Annotated in this window: 20 protein-coding genes; 16 read left to right on the plus strand and 4 right to left on the minus strand. The window is 36.5% G+C overall.

Features of this window, described 5'->3' with window-relative positions:
* Positions 1 to 1053: 1053 nt before the first annotated feature.
* The 4 genes from AC58P7_RS32510 to AC58P7_RS32525 all read left to right on the plus strand — a co-directional run bounded on the left by AC58P7_RS32510 (position 1054) and on the right by AC58P7_RS32525 (position 3505).
* Positions 1054 to 1512 (plus strand): cupin domain-containing protein, encoded by a 459-nt coding sequence (locus AC58P7_RS32510; RefSeq protein WP_497350221.1) that lies wholly within the window; start codon positions 1054 to 1056, stop codon positions 1510 to 1512.
* A 245-nt stretch (positions 1513 to 1757) separates the two neighbouring features.
* Positions 1758 to 2396, plus strand: coding sequence for an FMN-dependent NADH-azoreductase (locus AC58P7_RS32515; RefSeq protein ID WP_497350222.1), 639 nt, complete (start codon positions 1758 to 1760; stop codon positions 2394 to 2396).
* A gap of 22 nt (positions 2397 to 2418) precedes the next feature.
* Complete coding sequence (locus AC58P7_RS32520) at positions 2419 to 3102, plus strand: FMN-dependent NADH-azoreductase (protein WP_497350223.1); 684 nt, start codon at positions 2419 to 2421, stop codon at positions 3100 to 3102.
* A gap of 202 nt (positions 3103 to 3304) precedes the next feature.
* The gene (locus tag AC58P7_RS32525) at positions 3305 to 3505 is read left to right on the plus strand and encodes a hypothetical protein (RefSeq protein ID WP_497350224.1); all 201 of its coding nucleotides are present in this window, start codon (positions 3305 to 3307) and stop codon (positions 3503 to 3505) included.
* A gap of 146 nt (positions 3506 to 3651) precedes the next feature.
* Here the strand turns inward: AC58P7_RS32525 and AC58P7_RS32530 are convergent, their stop codons facing one another.
* Positions 3652 to 4425, minus strand: a complete 774-nt coding sequence (locus AC58P7_RS32530) for a cysteine hydrolase family protein (protein ID WP_497350225.1) — start codon at positions 4423 to 4425, stop codon at positions 3652 to 3654.
* A 208-nt stretch (positions 4426 to 4633) separates the two neighbouring features.
* Between AC58P7_RS32530 and trxB the strand changes: the two genes are divergently transcribed.
* The 4 genes from trxB (at position 4634) to AC58P7_RS32550 (ending at position 6945) form a co-directional block, all read left to right on the plus strand.
* On the plus strand, positions 4634 to 5584 hold the full coding sequence (gene trxB / locus AC58P7_RS32535; RefSeq protein WP_497350226.1) for a thioredoxin-disulfide reductase: 951 nt from the start codon (positions 4634 to 4636) through the stop codon (positions 5582 to 5584).
* A gap of 67 nt (positions 5585 to 5651) precedes the next feature.
* Entirely contained in the window at positions 5652 to 5984 is a 333-nt protein-coding gene (trxA, locus tag AC58P7_RS32540) for a thioredoxin (RefSeq protein WP_497350227.1), read from the plus strand.
* Positions 5985 to 6005: 21 nt separating this feature from the next.
* On the plus strand, positions 6006 to 6149 hold the full coding sequence (locus tag AC58P7_RS32545) for a hypothetical protein (protein WP_497350228.1): 144 nt from the start codon (positions 6006 to 6008) through the stop codon (positions 6147 to 6149).
* 469 nt (positions 6150 to 6618) lie between these two features.
* The gene (locus tag AC58P7_RS32550; RefSeq protein WP_497350229.1) at positions 6619 to 6945 is read left to right on the plus strand and encodes a thioredoxin family protein; all 327 of its coding nucleotides are present in this window, start codon (positions 6619 to 6621) and stop codon (positions 6943 to 6945) included.
* Between the two features lie 107 nt (positions 6946 to 7052).
* Here the strand turns inward: AC58P7_RS32550 and AC58P7_RS32555 are convergent, their stop codons facing one another.
* Positions 7053 to 7748 (minus strand): Crp/Fnr family transcriptional regulator, encoded by a 696-nt coding sequence (locus AC58P7_RS32555; RefSeq protein ID WP_497350230.1) that lies wholly within the window; start codon positions 7746 to 7748, stop codon positions 7053 to 7055.
* 244 nt (positions 7749 to 7992) lie between these two features.
* Between AC58P7_RS32555 and AC58P7_RS32560 the strand changes: the two genes are divergently transcribed.
* Entirely contained in the window at positions 7993 to 8688 is a 696-nt protein-coding gene (locus AC58P7_RS32560; RefSeq protein ID WP_497350231.1) for a pirin family protein, read from the plus strand.
* Positions 8689 to 8708: 20 nt separating this feature from the next.
* Positions 8709 to 9032, plus strand: coding sequence for a hypothetical protein (locus AC58P7_RS32565; RefSeq protein ID WP_497350232.1), 324 nt, complete (start codon positions 8709 to 8711; stop codon positions 9030 to 9032).
* 47 nt (positions 9033 to 9079) lie between these two features.
* Here the strand turns inward: AC58P7_RS32565 and AC58P7_RS32570 are convergent, their stop codons facing one another.
* Positions 9080 to 9778 (minus strand): pirin family protein, encoded by a 699-nt coding sequence (locus AC58P7_RS32570; RefSeq protein ID WP_497350233.1) that lies wholly within the window; start codon positions 9776 to 9778, stop codon positions 9080 to 9082.
* A 171-nt stretch (positions 9779 to 9949) separates the two neighbouring features.
* Between AC58P7_RS32570 and AC58P7_RS32575 the strand changes: the two genes are divergently transcribed.
* From AC58P7_RS32575 to AC58P7_RS32595, 5 genes are all read left to right on the plus strand, one after another.
* Positions 9950 to 10297 (plus strand): winged helix-turn-helix transcriptional regulator, encoded by a 348-nt coding sequence (locus AC58P7_RS32575; RefSeq protein WP_497350234.1) that lies wholly within the window; start codon positions 9950 to 9952, stop codon positions 10295 to 10297.
* A gap of 205 nt (positions 10298 to 10502) precedes the next feature.
* Positions 10503 to 10850 (plus strand): putative quinol monooxygenase, encoded by a 348-nt coding sequence (locus AC58P7_RS32580; RefSeq protein WP_497350235.1) that lies wholly within the window; start codon positions 10503 to 10505, stop codon positions 10848 to 10850.
* Between the two features lie 241 nt (positions 10851 to 11091).
* Positions 11092 to 12594 carry a spore germination protein gene (locus tag AC58P7_RS32585; RefSeq protein WP_497350236.1) on the plus strand — a complete coding sequence of 501 codons (1503 nt, stop codon included), beginning with the start codon at positions 11092 to 11094 and terminating at the stop codon, positions 12592 to 12594.
* Position 12595: 1 nt separating this feature from the next.
* Positions 12596 to 13759, plus strand: coding sequence for a Ger(x)C family spore germination protein (locus tag AC58P7_RS32590; protein ID WP_497350237.1), 1164 nt, complete (start codon positions 12596 to 12598; stop codon positions 13757 to 13759).
* 248 nt (positions 13760 to 14007) lie between these two features.
* Positions 14008 to 15102 (plus strand): GerAB/ArcD/ProY family transporter, encoded by a 1095-nt coding sequence (locus AC58P7_RS32595; protein WP_497350238.1) that lies wholly within the window; start codon positions 14008 to 14010, stop codon positions 15100 to 15102.
* A gap of 56 nt (positions 15103 to 15158) precedes the next feature.
* On the opposite strand, the gene AC58P7_RS32600 is transcribed toward AC58P7_RS32595, so the two are convergent.
* On the minus strand, positions 15159 to 16187 hold the full coding sequence (locus tag AC58P7_RS32600) for a sensor histidine kinase (protein WP_497350239.1): 1029 nt from the start codon (positions 16185 to 16187) through the stop codon (positions 15159 to 15161).
* Between the two features lie 672 nt (positions 16188 to 16859).
* Here AC58P7_RS32600 and AC58P7_RS32605 point away from each other — a divergent pair.
* Positions 16860 to 17093: a glutaredoxin family protein gene (locus AC58P7_RS32605; protein ID WP_047682614.1), complete on the plus strand. Its 234-nt coding sequence runs from the start codon at positions 16860 to 16862 to the stop codon at positions 17091 to 17093.
* Positions 17094 to 17250: the final 157 nt, after the last annotated feature.

The following is a 17250-nucleotide window of genomic DNA, read 5'->3' on the forward strand; positions in this document are numbered from 1 at the left end:
ATAGCGTAAAACGTAAACGATTTAGACGAGACCCAGAAAAGTACCTAGAAAGCCTGGAAAACCTATGGGACGCACAGTGCGTTTGCTAATCTTGCCGTCGTAGTTTTTTTTTACCTAAAGTAGTAATCGGGGTTTCATTTGCCACAGAGCGCCAGTGAATGCCACATGGCACTGCATCACTCCGTTAACGGGCAGAATACTTCTTTAATTATCTATTTTAAAAAATAGAAGTTTCGTGCGATTTTCATTTAAAATAACACCAAAATAATCCTTTTTTTCTATAGTGTCCTAAGTTCAGAAGCTATAACTTTCTTCTAAAGGTATAGTTATCAAATAATAAATAAAGTAATAAAAGTCTTTATAAATTTTGCATTTAGCCCCTTTGACAAGGAACTGGCTTCAAATCTGATTATTTGGTCATACCATTGTCAAAAAGACAGATGGAAAAAGCTATGCTGCCAACGCGCACCGACACTCACTCGGTTCGCGTTTTTTAAGTTTTCTTTGAAACCGCTGGCGGTAATAAACATAAAAAGAATCTACTACGGCTTGATGAATTTCAGTCGTGAAGATTTACACTGCCCAACTTCACTGACTTGAGATGTGGAAAAAGAATTTGATCATGGGTTACCCAGGCAGATCACTTTGCGAGAGTGGCTGCCTTTGCTGCCGAATGCTTCTAAAGTCCAATTATTTTGTTACTTATTGCTCATATCTATACATTTCTCTAAATCGTATAAGACATCTGTTTTCCGCCTTTCGGTGGTTTAGCCTGACGTGGCTTTGTTACACATGTTGTACCAAAGCCGTTTAATCACTGTTGCTGGACTCAAATAATAAGCCATCGTATTTTAATGTAAGATAGATTACAGAATAGAATGGATGATTAGTTATACACTGAGGATGCGAATAGGGAAGAGAAACGGATTGCTGAATAACGAGCTGCATCACGGTTCAAAAATTCGCTATCCGCCTCAATTCTCAACAGGATTTTATAACGTCGCTGTTGTTTGCAAATATTGAAAAACAATAAATATTAGGAGGCATAAATATATGTCAAAAGTTTTGGATGTTATGGGACCACGGATTCAACTTGTTACAGATTTAAAGGAAAATATGGATTACTCTCTTATGAAGGCTGAGGTTCCACCAGGAGTTATCGTACCAGTACACAGTCACGATGATCGTGAAACCTTTGTTGTTCTCACAGGGGAACTTGAAGCGTTCACAGAAAACAGTTGGAAAACAGTTAAGGCAGGCGACACTGTTGATATTCCGGGACATGTAAAACACGCTTGGAGAAATTCTTCTAATGAAACAGTAACGTTATTAGTTGTATCGACTGTGAAAATGGGTGAATTTTTCAATGAAATAGGCACTCCAGTTGACAATGTGCAACCAGGTCCTCCTACGCCAGAAGCTCTACAACATTTTGTTGAAGTAGCGATAGCTTATGGCTACTGGCTCGGAACGCCTGACGATAATGCTTCAATTGGTATTAAGTTAGGTTAATACTTTAAATTTTACAATTGTAATGAGGGAAATCCGCGCTGATAAACGGATTTCTTTTTTTTGAGATAAATGCTTTCGGATGCCTAATATTATTTCTTGACTAATTATAAATAAATATAGTAACATACAAAATGTAAGAGGCTTTGATTTCATCGAATATGAATCACACTCATTTTTGAACGGATTTTTGCTTTTTAAAATGGAATTTGAATTCCTAAATCATAAATGAAAGAAGGAAAATTATTATGTCAACTTTATTGTATATCACAGCACATCCGAACGAGACTGAAGCATCTTATAGCTTGGCGGTTGGAAAGCAATTTCTCGAAGCTTATAAGGCAGCTAATCCAAATGATGAAATTCTGCATCTTGATCTATTCAAAATGGATATCCCACGCCTTGACGCGGACGTATTTAGTGCCTGGGGGAAACTTGGATCGGGTACATCTTTTGAGCAATTAACGAATGCGGAGCAATCAAAAATTGGTCAACTCACCGAGTTAGTGGATCAATTTGTAGCTGCAGATAAATATGTGTTCGTAAATCCTACTTGGAATTTCTCATTTCCTCCTGTCATGAAAGCTTATATTGACGCAATTTGTGTTGCAGGAAAAACTTTTAAATATACAGAGAATGGTCCTGTCGGCCTGCTCGGAAGCAAAAAAGCTATACACATTCAAGCAAGTGGAAGTGTACTATCTCCTGGGTCAGCTTACGCAGATTTTGAAATTGGTCACCGTCATCTAGATGTTATTATGAAATTCATTGGAGTTCCAAGCTTAGAGACTGTATTTGTAGAAGGTATGGCTGCGGCTCAAGATCAAGCTCGTCAAATAAAAGAGGATGCTATCGTACAGGCTTGGAAGTTGGCAAAAACATTCTAAGTATTGAAGGAGTTGTGATACTATGATCCAATTTATGAAAAAAATATTCGGATCTTCGAAGAGCAATGATAGAAAAGAGAAAGTATTATATATTACAGCTCATCCAAATAACCAAGATGCTTCGTACAGTATGGCAGTAGGGAATGAATTTATCAAAAGTTATCTTCAATCGCATCCTCAAGATGAAGTTGTTCATATTGATCTCTATAAAACGGATATTCCGGACATTGATGCCGACGTGTTTAATGGATGGAGAAAGTTAGGGGATGGTGAAGTCTTAACTCATGCTGAAAAAGTCAAAGTTGAACGCCTGAACGAACTCGTAGATCAATTCGTGGCAGCGGATAAGTATGTTTTTGTAAATCCGACTTGGAACTTTTCTTTTCCACCAGTGTTGAAGGCATATATTGATTCTATCAGTGTTGCTGGAAAAACATTCAAGTATGTTCCTGATAAAGGCCCCGTTGGCTTATTGGATCGTAAAAAAGCAGTTCATATTCAATCAAGCGGTAGCTTTTTGTCGCCTGGTTCGAATTTTGAGAGTTTCGAAATGGGTCATCGTCATTTGGACGTCATCATGAAATTTCTTGGTGTTCCGAGTTTTGAAGCAATTTTTGTTGAAGGTATGGCTGCAGTTCCGGATCAAGCGCAAGCGATAAAAGTTAAGGCAATCCGAAATGCACGCGAACTAGCGAAATCATTTTAAAAGAAAAACGAGATAACGGCTTCGATTTAAAATCGAGGCCGTTATTTTTAATGTGTAAGCAGCATTCGAGTTCTTCTTAAGTTTTATTGTAATCTATCTTACTGAATGATGACTTAGAAAAGAATTACTATATTGTTGTTCGAATAAAACAAGAGCAAAGAAAATATTTCAGAGTAATTTTGGTAAGGAGGTGCTGGATATCATGAATGAGGCTGTTAAACAAGGCCTAGCTGGATGTATAATGGGAGCCATTATGAGTTTCCTCATGAACTATTTCGTTTTACCATTGCCTGCAACAGTATTTGGAAATGCAATGGGCAATGCAATAAGTGGCCTGTTGAGTGGATTTATGGGTGGTTTCATGGGGCTACTTGTGTATCTTCGTGCCAAAAAAAGAAAATGAATTTTATAGATAAATTGGTAGCTTATTTAAAACCGTGAAAATTTATTAGTTAAGTTAGTCGGAATGTTAAAATTAAGAAAAGGGTGGCCTCGCCATTTACATGGCATAGGATACCCTCTCCCTCCCTTACTGATTGTATTTGTTATTTAGTTTTGCCCTGATTTCATTTTCTTTATGACCTCACTAGTTGGCCAACTAGCACTTGCGATCATTTTGAAATTAGTTTTTGCAACCATGTCCCCATCAAAGTCATTCATAATTGGAGCGGCAGTTGCATCATAAATCACCGCAACTTCAAATCCTTGCTCAACAAGTTCTCGCAAATGAGATTCAACGCACAAGTTTGCTGCCATTCCTGCAAGAAGAACACGAGTAATTCCTGCTTTTCGTAGTTGTAAGACTAAATCGTTCGATTCGGGACCATAAATTTTGTGAGGACTTGTAATAACTGCGTTAGTATCTTTGAATAGAGGTTTAAAACTTTCAAAAAAATCAGCACCTGAACCCTCGAATCCTTCGAGAGTTAAAGGACCTCTTCTTTGAAACATTTTATTAGCATGCATCCAATCTTCCATAACTCCACCAAACATCCATTTCTGGTCATATGGATAATAATAATGCGGAGATATGAATACTTTAAACTTATTTTCTTGTGCAGTCTTTAATAACAACTCAATGTTTTCAATGGTGTGATTCTTTGTAATGCTTTCTTTCATCAAATTCCAAGCAGCACCTTTTGGACTGAGATAATCATTTTGGGGATCTGTAAATATTAAAGCAGTATTGTTTGAATCTATCCTCATGCCTTCATTTGATTGATAAGGCGCTGATTGTGAAGCTATAACAGGTTGTTGAAGACCATACAGACAAACACTGATTTGAAATATAAACACGAGAAGCCACCGAAATGTTTTACTCATAATTAGCTCCTTTTTTATCTGGAATCTTTATGTTGTGCTTAGCATAATATGTTCCTCGATAATGAGATTTATCCGTTTTCGTTCATGGAGTGTATTCTACTTACATTTAATATCTAATATCCGCATAAACAACTAGATTCGCGGAAAGCTAAAATATCGAATCTCTACAGCCGTATTAATCGTTAGGAACATTAAAGGAGGAAATAATTTGAATCACGTCATCATTATCGGAACTGGGCCAGCAGGACTAACTGCAGCAATTTATTTAGCACGTGCAAATTTAGAGCCAATTATTATTGAAGGTCCTGAACCAGGAGGACAATTAACTACCACCACAGAAGTCGAGAATTTCCCGGGTTTCCCCGAAGGAATAATGGGGCCTGAGTTGATAGAAAATATGCGGAAACAAGCAGAACGTTTCGGTGCCCGATTCCGTTCAGGATGGGTCAATAAAGTAGATTTATCCGAACGCCCATTTAAACTACAGCTCGAAGGAGGAGAAGAACTTGTAGCAAGTTCGCTCATTATATCGACTGGTGCATCCGCAAAATACCTCGGAATATCAGGTGAAAAGGAAAATGTAGGCAGAGGAATTAGTACGTGTGCAACTTGCGATGGTTTCTTTTTTCGCAACAAAAAGATTATAGTAGTCGGTGGCGGGGATTCTGCCATGGAAGAAGCACATTTCTTAACGAAATTTGCGTCAGAAGTAAGGGTAGTACATAGACGTGAGGAACTACGCGCCTCGAAAATCATGCAAGACCGTGCACGTCAGAACAGTAAAATCACATGGAGCTTGAACAATACACCGCTAGAGGTAGTGGCAGGCGAACGTGGGGTAACCGGGTTAAAGGTCCTCAACAATATCACTTCTAATGAAGAGATCATTGAAGCTGAAGGCATTTTTGTTACGATTGGTCATACACCTAATACGAAATTTCTTGATGGCCAGTTAAATACCGATGAAATCGGTTATTTGAAAGTGAATCCAGGCACTTCTGAAACGAACATTCCAGGTGTATTTGCGTGCGGTGATGTACAAGACAAGAAGTATCGTCAGGCGATTACGGCAGCTGGAAGTGGCTGTATGGCAGCCCTTGATTGTGAGAAGTTTCTTGAAGGCTCGATGATTCATGATTGGAGTAAAACGCTTGTGTAAAATATGTTACAGAAGCACATAAATCTGTAGGGTATTATAAATGTACAAAAACGAGGAGGTTAGAATAATGGATGTTGTATCCTTAACAAAGGATAGTTTTCGAGGACAAATCGAACATGGGGTTACACTTGTAGATTTCTATGCAACTTGGTGCGGCCCTTGTAAAATCCAATTACCGATTGTAGAAGAGCTAGCTAAAGAGGTGAAGCATGAGGCTACAATTGCAAAAGTAGATATAGATTCAGAGTCTGACATTGCTTCAGAGTACGATGTGAAAAGTATACCTACATTAATGCTTTTTAAAGATGGATATCAATTAGAAACATTTGTAGGCGTTCAGAGTAAAGCATTTTTAAAACAAAAAATTAAAGAATATACATCTATCGGAGATACTTGTTAAAAGAATGTGGAGGCGAAATCGTTGCAAATTAATCAACAAACAACTGCAATTGTTGTCACAGACCCTCAAAATGCTTTCTTAAGTCCATCCGGATCAGGCTATGAATTAACGAAAGATGTTATTAAGGAAGTCAACATGATTGAGATCGTTATCCATGATGCATGACGACAAAAGAAGCTGTTGAGAAAATGAGTGCAAAGTAATTTCAAACGCCACATCTAATGTTATAGCAAAAAGGCTGTTGGGATTCCAGCAGCCTAATATCTTAGAAGTGGGATCACTTAAAAATTTGCGATTTACTATTCCCAAAATAGGGGTTCCATTATTAATTTATCAATCTATTTACAATTTTCACAGTCATCTTATTATTGCTCTCGTTGCTACTTTTATGATAGGTATCTCTCGTAGAAATACAAATGTGGATCAAACCTACTTCCCAAAAACAGGTGGCAAATGGGTAAGACTTACTTTATTTATTTTCAATTATGCAGGGTTGTTAGCCTTATTTTTGTATATTCATAACCTTAAGTAACTAACGAAATTCACCCACGATGAGTGAATCTCAAAATGATTTACTTCAAATGATTCAATAAATAAATGAATTTATTACTTAACTAAAAAGAGGAGAATGAACATGGATAGAATACAAACTAAAGAACAATATCAAGATCTAATTGCAAAAGAAAAGTATACGGTTTTGAAATTTGATACGACATGGTGTCCAGACTGTAAAAACATGGATCGATTTATTGGGGATATTATCGAAGAGCAAAAGGATAAGAATTTCTATGCGATTGATGCAGAGAAGTTTCAAACATTAGCGGAAGAAAATGATGTACGTGGTATTCCTAGTTTGTTAGTGTTTAAAAATGGAGAGAAAATCGCACATTTACACAGTAAATTTGCCAAAACTCCTGAACAGGTTCGTAACTATCTCAACACTTTAAATCAAATAGGTTGAAACACATTGCTAATTTAGTTGAACTTAATTAGGAGGAGTAGTTCGTTAAGTGGACTACTTCTCCTTTTAGTTTAAGTCTGGTTTGATTGGATCTTGTACAAATGCAATTACTTAGACTGTAAACTTTCTTTTGCTTTTTTTTGATCAATTAGTATTTTTTTTCTACCTGTACGGATGATTTCTTGTTTGGAAAGTTCATTCAAGGAGTTTGTAACGGACTCTCTTGTTGCTCCTATCATATTAGCCAATTCCAAGTGGGTTAAAGGAAAATCTATTCTAACCAATTGTTCTTCAGCGACGCCGAATTGATCAGATAGTCTTAGGAGGAGATAGAGAACGCGTTCATTAACATTACCAAGAGCTAATTTTTCCAACAATTCAGAGGTTTCGTCTAATCGCTTGCTAATTTCTTTCAAGAATCGCAATACTAATTGTGGGCGTAGTAAAAGAAATTGCTCGAACTGATCTTTGTGAACGGAGCAAAGTAAAGTTTCCTCCAATGTTTCGATATAAACATCACGTGTTCCGAGAGAGAATGCATCGATTTCACCAAACATATTACCTGCACCGAGGATTGCTGCCGTATACTGTTTTCCTTCTAAGTTTAATTTGTACATTCGGAGTTTTCCAACTTTAATAAAAAACAATCCATCTCGGTTCGAGTCAGGTGTTTGTACGATTGTACCTTTTGGTATTGCATTAAAATGAGTCATCGGCGTCATTTGATCAATCTCCATTAAATCTTCAGGGGGAAGCGCCTCAAATATATGGATTCTAGATAAGTACCATAATTTATTCAACATGACTTACAACACCTTTCATAAATGAGTATTAACTAAACATTCCCTATGGTTTGCATAAATATAAGTATACTAAGTTGACTTACTGTCTATTTTAAAAGAGCACCTGTGTGTCATGTCCCTGAGTAGAACTAATTTCATTCAATTTCTGAATATACTCAAATTGTAATCTATTTTACTGAACAATAAATAATAAATAAGGTACTGTATGTATGAATTGTATAAAATAGAAAAGGAATGATGCCTTATGATTAAAGTGTATCCATCAGAATCTCGTTTTCAAGTTGAAAATGAATGGCTTTCTAGTAAGTTAAGCTTTTCGTTTGGTGCATATTTTGACTCATCGAATACAGCATTTAGTGTTATGAGAGTATGCAACGAAGATGAGGTTGCACCAGGTAGAGGATTTGGTGCACATCCTCATAGTGACATGGAAATTGTCACAATTGTTCTGAAAGGCGCAGTAAGACATGAAGATAATTTGGGTAATACCGAAATTACTAATGTCGGAGAAGTACAGAGAATGAGTGGTGGATCAGGTATTATTCATGCGGAGTACAATGCCTCGGACAAGGAGTCAACTAGATTTCTGCAACTGTGGTTCATGCCCAATCAAAATGGCCTCCAACCTTCTTATGAGACGAGCAGGTATGATTCTGATTCTATGCAGAATTCATTGCATGCTATTGTAACGCCAGATGGCATAAACAATACTGCAAAGATACATCAAGATCTTACGATCTATTTAAGCCGAATTGAAAAAGGAAAACATGTTTCCTATCATAGTGGAAAAAGAAAAGCATTCTTATTCATCATAGAGGGGCAATTATTTGCAAATGATAGTAAGTTGCAGAGTGGAGATACGGCACGAATTGAATCCGTCACTGATTTAGATCTAAGAGCAGATGAAGATACATTTGTAATGCTAATTGACCTTCCATAATAATAAAACGGGGGCTGGATATGAGAGAGGAACTTGTATTAAAGCATGCAGTAGGTGGCAGAACATTTTTTCAAACTAAAAATCAAAAGGAGTATGAGGTTATTCCTGAAGGGGAGCATTGGAGAATAAATATCCAATTAAACCCCGAGGTAAAAATAGATGAAATACTGACATGGAAAGAAGAGCTGAATTTGTTTATATTCCAGGAATTTGATGATCAGCCTACGAAAAAGATATGGTTTTATTTAAAGAATGGAAATTTACGATTTGATGAACAAAATCAAATATTAACAATAAAAGCTGAGTCCAAAATTGAATATGTACCTTCTAATTATTCCGTGTAAGCAAATTGAAAAGAAACCAATGACTGTGCATTGGTTTCTTTTTTGAATTAAGGAAGATCAATCAGCAAATACCTTGTATGCTCCATTGCAGTAAGTTGAAGTGAGGACATATTAGTTATTCTGGCAGTATCTCTTTTATTTAGAATCGTTGAATCGTCTAACTGTAATGAGCCTTCTACGATAAATACAAAGATACGTCTGCCTTCTGGTTGCTCAAATTTCAAGGAGTTCCCCTTTTCCTGATCTGAAAAATAAATGGTGAGATCCTGGTGAATATAGGATACATTCGAATTTGAGTTTTTTGAAACAATAGGTAAGAGCGTATTTCTCATAAGAAGAGGATTATACTCAGTAGTTTGATATGAAGGTTCTAGGCCTTGTTCCTCTGGATCAAACCACAGTTGTAGGAAATTCACTGTATTTTCTCCAGGATTCATCTCAGAATGTACAATTCCAGTTCCTGCTGTCATTCGCTGCACACCGCCAAATGAGGTTACGGCAGAATGGCCAGTGCTGTCTTTATGTTCTAGTTGGCCGTCCAGAACAATTGAGACTATTTCCATGTTTTGATGAGGATGCATACCAAAACCACGCTGAGGTAAAACAAAATCGTCATTCAATACTCGCATTGGACCAAAACTTGTTGTTTTGGGGTCATAGTAATCTGCAAAGGAGAAACTCAGGCTACTTTTTAACCAACCAAAGTCTGCTTGGTGCCGGGATGATGCTTCAAAAACTTGAATCATGTTTCCACCCAATTTCATATAGATTGTACCTTATTTTGGTACTGATTTTAAATTATCTTTGCTCGTTATTAAAGATATTATGAATCAAATGTACTAATAAAAAAAGTACCCACTTTATTGTTATATAGTTACTTAAAAGTAATTAATGCATTAGGGAGATGTTACATCAATATGAAAACTTATTACTGTGACCTAGAAGTTACATTAGACTTACTTAGTGGGAAGTGGAAGGGATTAATATTGTACTATTTAATTAAAGGTACAAAACGGACGGGTGAGTTAAAAAGGTTGATGCCTAATATTACTCAAAAAATGTTGATTCAAACCCTGAGAGAATTAGAAACAAGTGGACTCATTAAAAGAAAAATGTATAATGAAGTACCTCCGAAAGTTGAGTATTCTAGTACAGAGCTTGGTCAATCTTTAGAAAACGTTTTAAGAGCGCTTTGTAATTGGGGGACGGACTATGCACAGAAGTCAATTGCTCAAGATGAGTTTGTAGTTTTACATGTGGAATAGGTGTAATCCCCTTGGAAATCACAATTATTACTTTTTAGTTAATATATAACCTAAAAGTACGTACTTTTCATTTCCGCGCTTATGCTTCATAATAAGAATTGTGATCACGCAAAACTAAAAGTAAGTTGCTTCCGAAAATAAAGTGTTGTGTTGAGAATATGAGGAAAAACTTACAGCTAAATTAAACATAAAAGGAGTTTTTAGAATGAGTAATATAGAACAAACAGTAATTATTGCACGCTTTCAACTAAAGGAAAATTCAGACAAACAGGCTTTCTTTGATAACTTGAAGCCATTGTTTGACACAATGTCAAAAGAGCCCTCATTTGTAAATGGAATTGTTCATGAAAATATTGACAATCCAAATGAAGTGGTATTTTATGAAATTTGGAACTGCTCGAAGGAGACTTGGCTGGCAGAAGAAGAATCTAAAGCATATCGTCAAGGTCCTTACGCAAGAGCAGCAGAATTTCTGTTAGGAAGAGAGCTAAGTTTCAACACACCAATTGGCGAATGGGGAACCACAATTACAAGTGCTAAACATTTTTCCTGATTTGCTTTATAAGCCTTAGTTCATAAAAGATTATCTTAAGTGGCGATCGCTTCTCGAAATAAATCGAGAGGAGGTCGCCTATTTTAATTGATGTTGACATTGAGATAAATAAGACAAATAAACATCGAATTGTTTGATCATGGGACATACTTATGGATACTATTGCTAATAATACTGGTAACACTAATATTTGGAGAATTATCCTGTGCTCGTGTGATTTAAAGGAGAAGGGAGAATAGAATTGAGCCAAGTACCGTTGACATCATCTGCGGCTATTAACTTAGAGAAACTTCAGCAAAGTTATTCCGAGAATGAATTACTTACTGTTAGAAACCTTATCCATTCGGATTATAACTGTGGAGCATTTATCGTATATTTAACGATCCTTGTGGATGAAAAAAGATTAAATGAACAAATAATCCGTAAAATTAACTTGGATTTATCCGTGAGTAATGATCAAGGACATGTGCAAAAAACTATCCTTGAAACCCTGTATTCTCTAGGCGATGTACAAGAACTGTCGGAATTGAATGAAGTTGTCAATCGCGTTGCTGATGCCAATTTCGTTATTTTTTTGGAAGGACATCCTAAAGTATATGCTATGAGTCTGCCAGGTTACGAAACACGAGCAATAGGTGAGCCACAACTTGAACTTAACGTACGCGGTCCGCGAGAGGGCTTTTCTGAGGATTTGCAAATAAATCTAGGTATGGTTTTCCGACGGATGAAATCATCAAATTTGAAAGCAAAATTGGTTGTATTAGGAAAAGAGAGTCATACGAAAGTAATGATTCTCTACCTTGCGAATGTTGTAGATAGCGAAGTTCTGAATGAGGTCATGCAAAGAATAGAAGCAATTAAAATCAATTCACTTGTAGATACTACACAAATTGAAGAATTGATCCAAGATAGTACTTTTTCACCATTTCCACAAATCCTGGATACCGAAAGACCAGATCGTGTCGTCACAGCTGTAAATCGAGGGAAAATCGTAATCATGATGGACGGGTCTCCCAACGCCTTAATTGCTCCAAGCACATTTTTTGAAATGCTTCATCCTTCAGAAGATTTGTATGAACGATTTTACTTCGCTAATTTATTGCGTGCCATAAGATTAGTTACCTTGTTTATTTCCTTGATGGGTCCTTCTCTCTATATAGCCTTAACGACGTTTCATTTGGAGATGATTCCAACACCACTCATGATGACTTTTCTTTCTTCAAAAGCAGGGATACCCTTTCCAACATTCATTGAAGCGATCATTATGGAATTATCTTTTGAGGTTCTAAGAGAAGCAAGCTTGCGTTTACCTCGCGTTGTGGGGCAATCAGTCAGTATAGTTGGTGCTCTTATTATAGGCGAAGCTGCTGTGCAATCAGGGATTGTGTCACGCCCGATGGTCATTGTTGTTGCGATGACAGGTATAGCTTCCTTTACAGTTCCATCCTTTAGTGCAGGTATCTCTTTTCGCATATTACGGTTTCCGTTAATGTTTCTTGCTGCCAATCAAGGTATTTTTGGTGTATCTGTGGGTTTGTTTATCATTATATATCATTTATGTTCCTTAAGATCCTGTGGCGTTCTTTTTCTAGATCCACTTGGATCAGATAGATGGAAGAATGTTATGAAAGAAATTATTCTTTTTCCAGTCAAGTTCAGAAAAGCTTCTTCTCGCCAAGATGTAGGGTTGGGAGATTCTTCAAAACGTCCAACCAATTATTTGACCGGGAAAGAGTGGGATTGATTTGAGGAGAGTTGTTCGGCAAGTACTATTATGTCTTATTGTGAGTTTAACGGAAGGATGCTCGAGTGACACTAACGAAATCAGTGATATTGCACTAGATACGGCAGTAGCCATTGATTATGATATAAAATCTAAACAATATACATTTACGACATATTGCGTTTTGCCGTTAAATTCGGGTCAAGAAAAAGCAGGTGCATTTACGCAATGGATTACAAGTGAAACAGGTAGCACGCTATTAGAAGCAGGTAAAAAAATGCGGGCCCATGCTGGTAAAAATGTCATTTTTCAGCACAATAAATTTTTCATCGTTGGTGAAGACGCGGCACGATACTCTTTATATGAGGTAGTAGAATATTTAACAAGAAAACGTGAGTTCCGAATTACATCCTACCCAATCATAACCAAAGGTCAAGCTTCATCCAAATTAAGGTTAAAAACAGAGTCAGGAGATATCATTTCAAATGATCTACTAGGCCAAATCCGGAATAATAAACTTCTCGGTCAGAGTTCACCAATCATTATTAAAGACTTTGCTGATTTGTTTTCGAATCCTTACCGGGGATTTGTGGCAGCCAGCTTAGTAATGAAACCTTCTCAAACTAAACCCAATGGTGTTCTAGTACTGAGTGGAGGCGCAGTGATTTACAAAGAGAAGTTGGTTGATTGGTTGGATGGTAACGATGTTTTAATGGTTAACATTTTATCAAATAAAAAAATATGGAGGAGCCTAGAATTCCCTGGGAATATTGATATAGAATCTGACACTCATTTCACTTCTATATTTCATGTATCAAACTCAGAAATTCACAGTGAATTTCTGAACGGCATGCCAGTAATGAAAGTTGATATGAAATTAAATGCATCCGTAGAAAGTGTGAACCAAGATACGAACGTCATTGATTCGAGAACTATTAAACAGATGGAGAAAGCCGCTGCTGAGCATATTGAAGAATCATTAAAAGCCAGTTTGGATCATCTTCAAAAAGATTTGAAGGTAGATATTCTTGGATTTTCGGATATTTTAATGCAACATCAGCCAAACGAATGGAAATCCATCGAGAAGGAGTGGGAGGAAATTTACCCTACAATACCAATTGAAGTACATGCCTCAGTCAAAATACAAAGAACGGGTACAACTACGTCCATTGGAGGAGGGGATTAATGCTAAATAGCGTTTTTATGATCGGTTCTCTCTGTTATGGAATTGTGGTTTCATTTCATTTACTAAAAAAGTCAACTATATCTGATGCCATTTTGATGTTGGTTTTATGTTGTATGATAGCGGGCTATTTTACTCCACAAATTGGAGAGAAGTGGCCCACAGTAGAAAGCCTATACAATAAATTATATACACCTATCTCCGAGTATGTCAGTCAACAATTATTGAATAAAAAAACAGGTGGGATCTAAATGGCAGGATTGGAAAAGATATCTCATATTCAGTTCAGCTGTCTATTATTTGGGTTTATTTCTGGATTCGAAGGAGTATTTCTTGCTGAAGCAAAAGTTCTAAAACAGGACGTTTGGATGGCGAATGTAATGAATATATTTATTGGAATTGGCGTTTTGTGGCTCATTTGTTATGTTCAAAATCAGTATCCTCAAAAAAATTTGGCTGAAATTTGCAAATTATTGCTAGGAAAATGGGTTGGCAAAGCCATGCTTTGCGTCTATCTTTTGAATAATATTGAAAACGTTTCTGGCGGATTAAGGGCTACGTCCATGTTCTACTCGACAATTTTGGTACCTAATACTAATGCGAATGTACTGATCTTGATTTGTGTTATTTGTTCTACCTATAGTGTTTATATAGGTCTTGGCACTATGGTACGAACGAATTTAGTAGTCTTACCGTTTTTCTTAATCGGTTTTCTTATCACTTGCCTATTCATTTTTCCTGAAATTAAAATAAACCCCTTCCTTCCTCCATTTCAAAGTAAACTAACCGAAGTTATTGCGCAGGGAATGCATTTATTTGCTTTTACCTTTTCTGAATTGATCACATTTGGTTTTATCATGTCAAGAGTTGAACAACCAAAGAAAATATTCCTAAGCTCTACGATTGCAATTATCATTGCAGGCCTCTATATGATTATCATTACTTATTTGACCCTTGGTTCATTAGGGTTCAATTATATAAAGATATCGATATTTCCATTCTTTTCAACGATACAACTAGTGAAATTTGGAGAATACTTGGAAAGAATCGAAGTCATTCTTATCGGATTATGGACGGTTCTTACATTAGGATACATCGTTGTTTTACAATATGTATTTACTCTTGTACTAGGAGAGATTTTTAACATAAAGAAGAAGAGGCCTTTTGTATTTGTGGTCGGTCTGTTAATTTTTGCACATACCAGTAGAAGCTTTGTTCGAGCGGCCGATCACTTCACATATGGAGCTAAAATATTCCCTATTTCATCACTGCTCCCATGTATCATTTTTCCAATCCTATTAACAATAATTACAGTGATTAGGAAAAGAAGTAAGGAAACCATATGAGGCGAATAACAATTCCTGCCTAGAATATTTATGAATTTCTTTTATCAGTGAATATATTAGAAATTTGAGGAATATAAACTGACTTTATTGTCATGCGTAAGTGTAATGGTGAAAGTAGTACCTTGCCCGAGTAGACTATCAACCGAAATTTGCCATCTGTGTTTTTCAATAATTGTTTTTACAATAGATAAACCCAAACCAACCCCTCCCGTGTTACGCGAACGCGATTTATTTACACGATAGAATGGTTCAAAAATACGCTGGAGCTCATCTGCTGCAATGCCATTACCTGTGTCGGAAATAATAATTTTGCCCACATTATTTTCTTCTTTTGTTTCAATCACGATTTTTCCACCATCTCTGTTATATTTGACTGCATTCTCCAACAAGTTAAAGAAAGTTCTATACAGTAAGGCCGGATTACCTCTTACATTCCGGAGCCTGCAACTTAGCTCAATTTTAATATGCTTTTCTGCAAGGAATGGAAGGAGCTCATATCGAATTAATTCGAATATTTCTTGAAGGTTTATGGTAGTGGTATAGAATCGTAACTGCTCGTCATATAGAGTCAAAAGATCATCAACAACAGTCATCAATCGTTTTACATTATTCAATGTGATTGCAAGCATTTCTTCGTAATCTGATATTGAAGGGTTCTCCTTTAATTGAAGTGCTTGTATACCCGCATTAATTAAAACTAAGGGCATTTTTAGCTCACGGACAACACTGGCAGAGAATCGTTTATGTCTTAAAACAGATTTTTCCAACCGGTCAAGCATGATGTTAAAAGACTGTCCTAGCACACCTACTTCATCGTTTCTGTTTTCATCAGGTATTCGTTTCTGCAAATCATCTTCGGTAATGGCAGAAATCGTTAGTCTCAAATCTTGAATTGGCCGCAGAGACCATCCTGAGAAGAAATAGACCATCGCTATACCGAGGACAGTAACAATTGATGAGATAATCATATTGGTTGTATCAAAATTCTTTGAACTGATGGTAAGGATAACAGAACATATGACTAAAATTGCTCCAGATAATACTGTGATACGTATTCTTAAAGATGCTTTCTTTACGAATTTCATTCCTTCTACTCCTCAATTTAATACCCCACTCACAGGCATTTATTCTATAGTTGTCGAGAGCTTCATCTCCATTACATGCTTGGCCCACAAGGTAGCCACTCTTATGAAACCCGTCAGGAGTTGTAATTCCGGTCATTTGTTTCAGCGCTGCTTGAAGCAGTTCAACAGTAACTTTTAAATCCTTTACATTGACTTTTTGAGAAAGGGAGGATACCTCATCCAAATTCAATTTTTGGATTCAGTGAAAGAAAGGGGGGATCGTAATGCTGCTTGTGGAATTTCACCAGCGACTGCCGGATCCATGTAAAACATCTCTTAAAAGATATTATGGATCAGCCATAGCAAATATAGAAGTACTCACTTTTTTGTTATATAGTAACTAGAAAGTAATATTTAAGGTATGTGGAGCTTAATTATTGGAGATTCAAGCAGCCTTCCACATTTAAAATATGTATCTGTAATGTGTTTTACTGAATGCATGATGTTATTGTACTAGAATTATGTTGTACCAATTAAAGTATTATTTATGGTCAAAGAAAAAAGGAGTATAAAGGAATACTAATTACTTTAGAATGCAGAAGGTGTATCGCGGCATTGGACTGTGATAAGTATTTTGGATGATCGTACACTGACTTTGCGAGTTGAAGTTTTTGTCAGGGGAGGCGCACTAGTATGACGAATGTAACGATATACAGAAGTAGCCATTGTTTTGCATGCCATGAAGCTATATGCTATTTTAAAAAACTTGGCATCCCTTTCAAACAGTTGGATGTTACCTATAACCAGAGCAATTTTGATGAGATGCTTAGAGAAGGTGGGATTGCGACCCCTTATATTGTTATAGGTAAGCAAACTTTTCAATTTTTTGATCCGAAAAAGATTTTAGAAGCATTGGCTAATGAATGAGACATACTTACTGTATAACCTAAAAAACCGTTAAGCATCGTCTGTGTGGTCATACCCCTGTCAAGTAGACAAATGAAAAAAGCTATGCTGCCAAAGCGCATCGATACTCAATCGGTGCGCGTTTTTTCAGTTTGGATTGAAACCGTTGGTAGTTATA

It is taken from the genome of Paenibacillus sp. J22FR5 (genome assembly GCF_059691975.1).

Excerpts from the sequence above, each read along its gene's own strand:
- AC58P7_RS32550 (WP_497350229.1), top strand. The coding sequence starts at position 6,619 with ATGGATAGAATACAAACTAAAGAACAATATCAAGATCTAATTGCAAAA.
- AC58P7_RS32510 (WP_497350221.1), top strand. The coding sequence starts at position 1,054 with ATGTCAAAAGTTTTGGATGTTATGGGACCACGGATTCAACTTGTTACA.
- AC58P7_RS32605 (WP_047682614.1), top strand. The coding sequence starts at position 16,860 with ATGACGAATGTAACGATATACAGAAGTAGCCATTGTTTTGCATGCCAT.
- AC58P7_RS32515 (WP_497350222.1), top strand. The coding sequence starts at position 1,758 with ATGTCAACTTTATTGTATATCACAGCACATCCGAACGAGACTGAAGCA.
- AC58P7_RS32525 (WP_497350224.1), top strand. The coding sequence starts at position 3,305 with ATGAATGAGGCTGTTAAACAAGGCCTAGCTGGATGTATAATGGGAGCC.
- AC58P7_RS32520 (WP_497350223.1), top strand. The coding sequence starts at position 2,419 with ATGATCCAATTTATGAAAAAAATATTCGGATCTTCGAAGAGCAATGAT.
- AC58P7_RS32530 (WP_497350225.1), bottom strand. The coding sequence starts at position 4,425 with ATGAGTAAAACATTTCGGTGGCTTCTCGTGTTTATATTTCAAATCAGT.
- AC58P7_RS32595 (WP_497350238.1), top strand. The coding sequence starts at position 14,008 with ATGGCAGGATTGGAAAAGATATCTCATATTCAGTTCAGCTGTCTATTA.
- AC58P7_RS32600 (WP_497350239.1), bottom strand. The coding sequence starts at position 16,187 with ATGAAATTCGTAAAGAAAGCATCTTTAAGAATACGTATCACAGTATTA.
- AC58P7_RS32570 (WP_497350233.1), bottom strand. The coding sequence starts at position 9,778 with ATGATTCAAGTTTTTGAAGCATCATCCCGGCACCAAGCAGACTTTGGT.
- AC58P7_RS32560 (WP_497350231.1), top strand. The coding sequence starts at position 7,993 with ATGATTAAAGTGTATCCATCAGAATCTCGTTTTCAAGTTGAAAATGAA.
- AC58P7_RS32580 (WP_497350235.1), top strand. The coding sequence starts at position 10,503 with ATGAGTAATATAGAACAAACAGTAATTATTGCACGCTTTCAACTAAAG.
- AC58P7_RS32555 (WP_497350230.1), bottom strand. The coding sequence starts at position 7,748 with ATGTTGAATAAATTATGGTACTTATCTAGAATCCATATATTTGAGGCG.
- AC58P7_RS32575 (WP_497350234.1), top strand. The coding sequence starts at position 9,950 with ATGAAAACTTATTACTGTGACCTAGAAGTTACATTAGACTTACTTAGT.
- AC58P7_RS32565 (WP_497350232.1), top strand. The coding sequence starts at position 8,709 with ATGAGAGAGGAACTTGTATTAAAGCATGCAGTAGGTGGCAGAACATTT.
- trxA (WP_497350227.1), top strand. The coding sequence starts at position 5,652 with ATGGATGTTGTATCCTTAACAAAGGATAGTTTTCGAGGACAAATCGAA.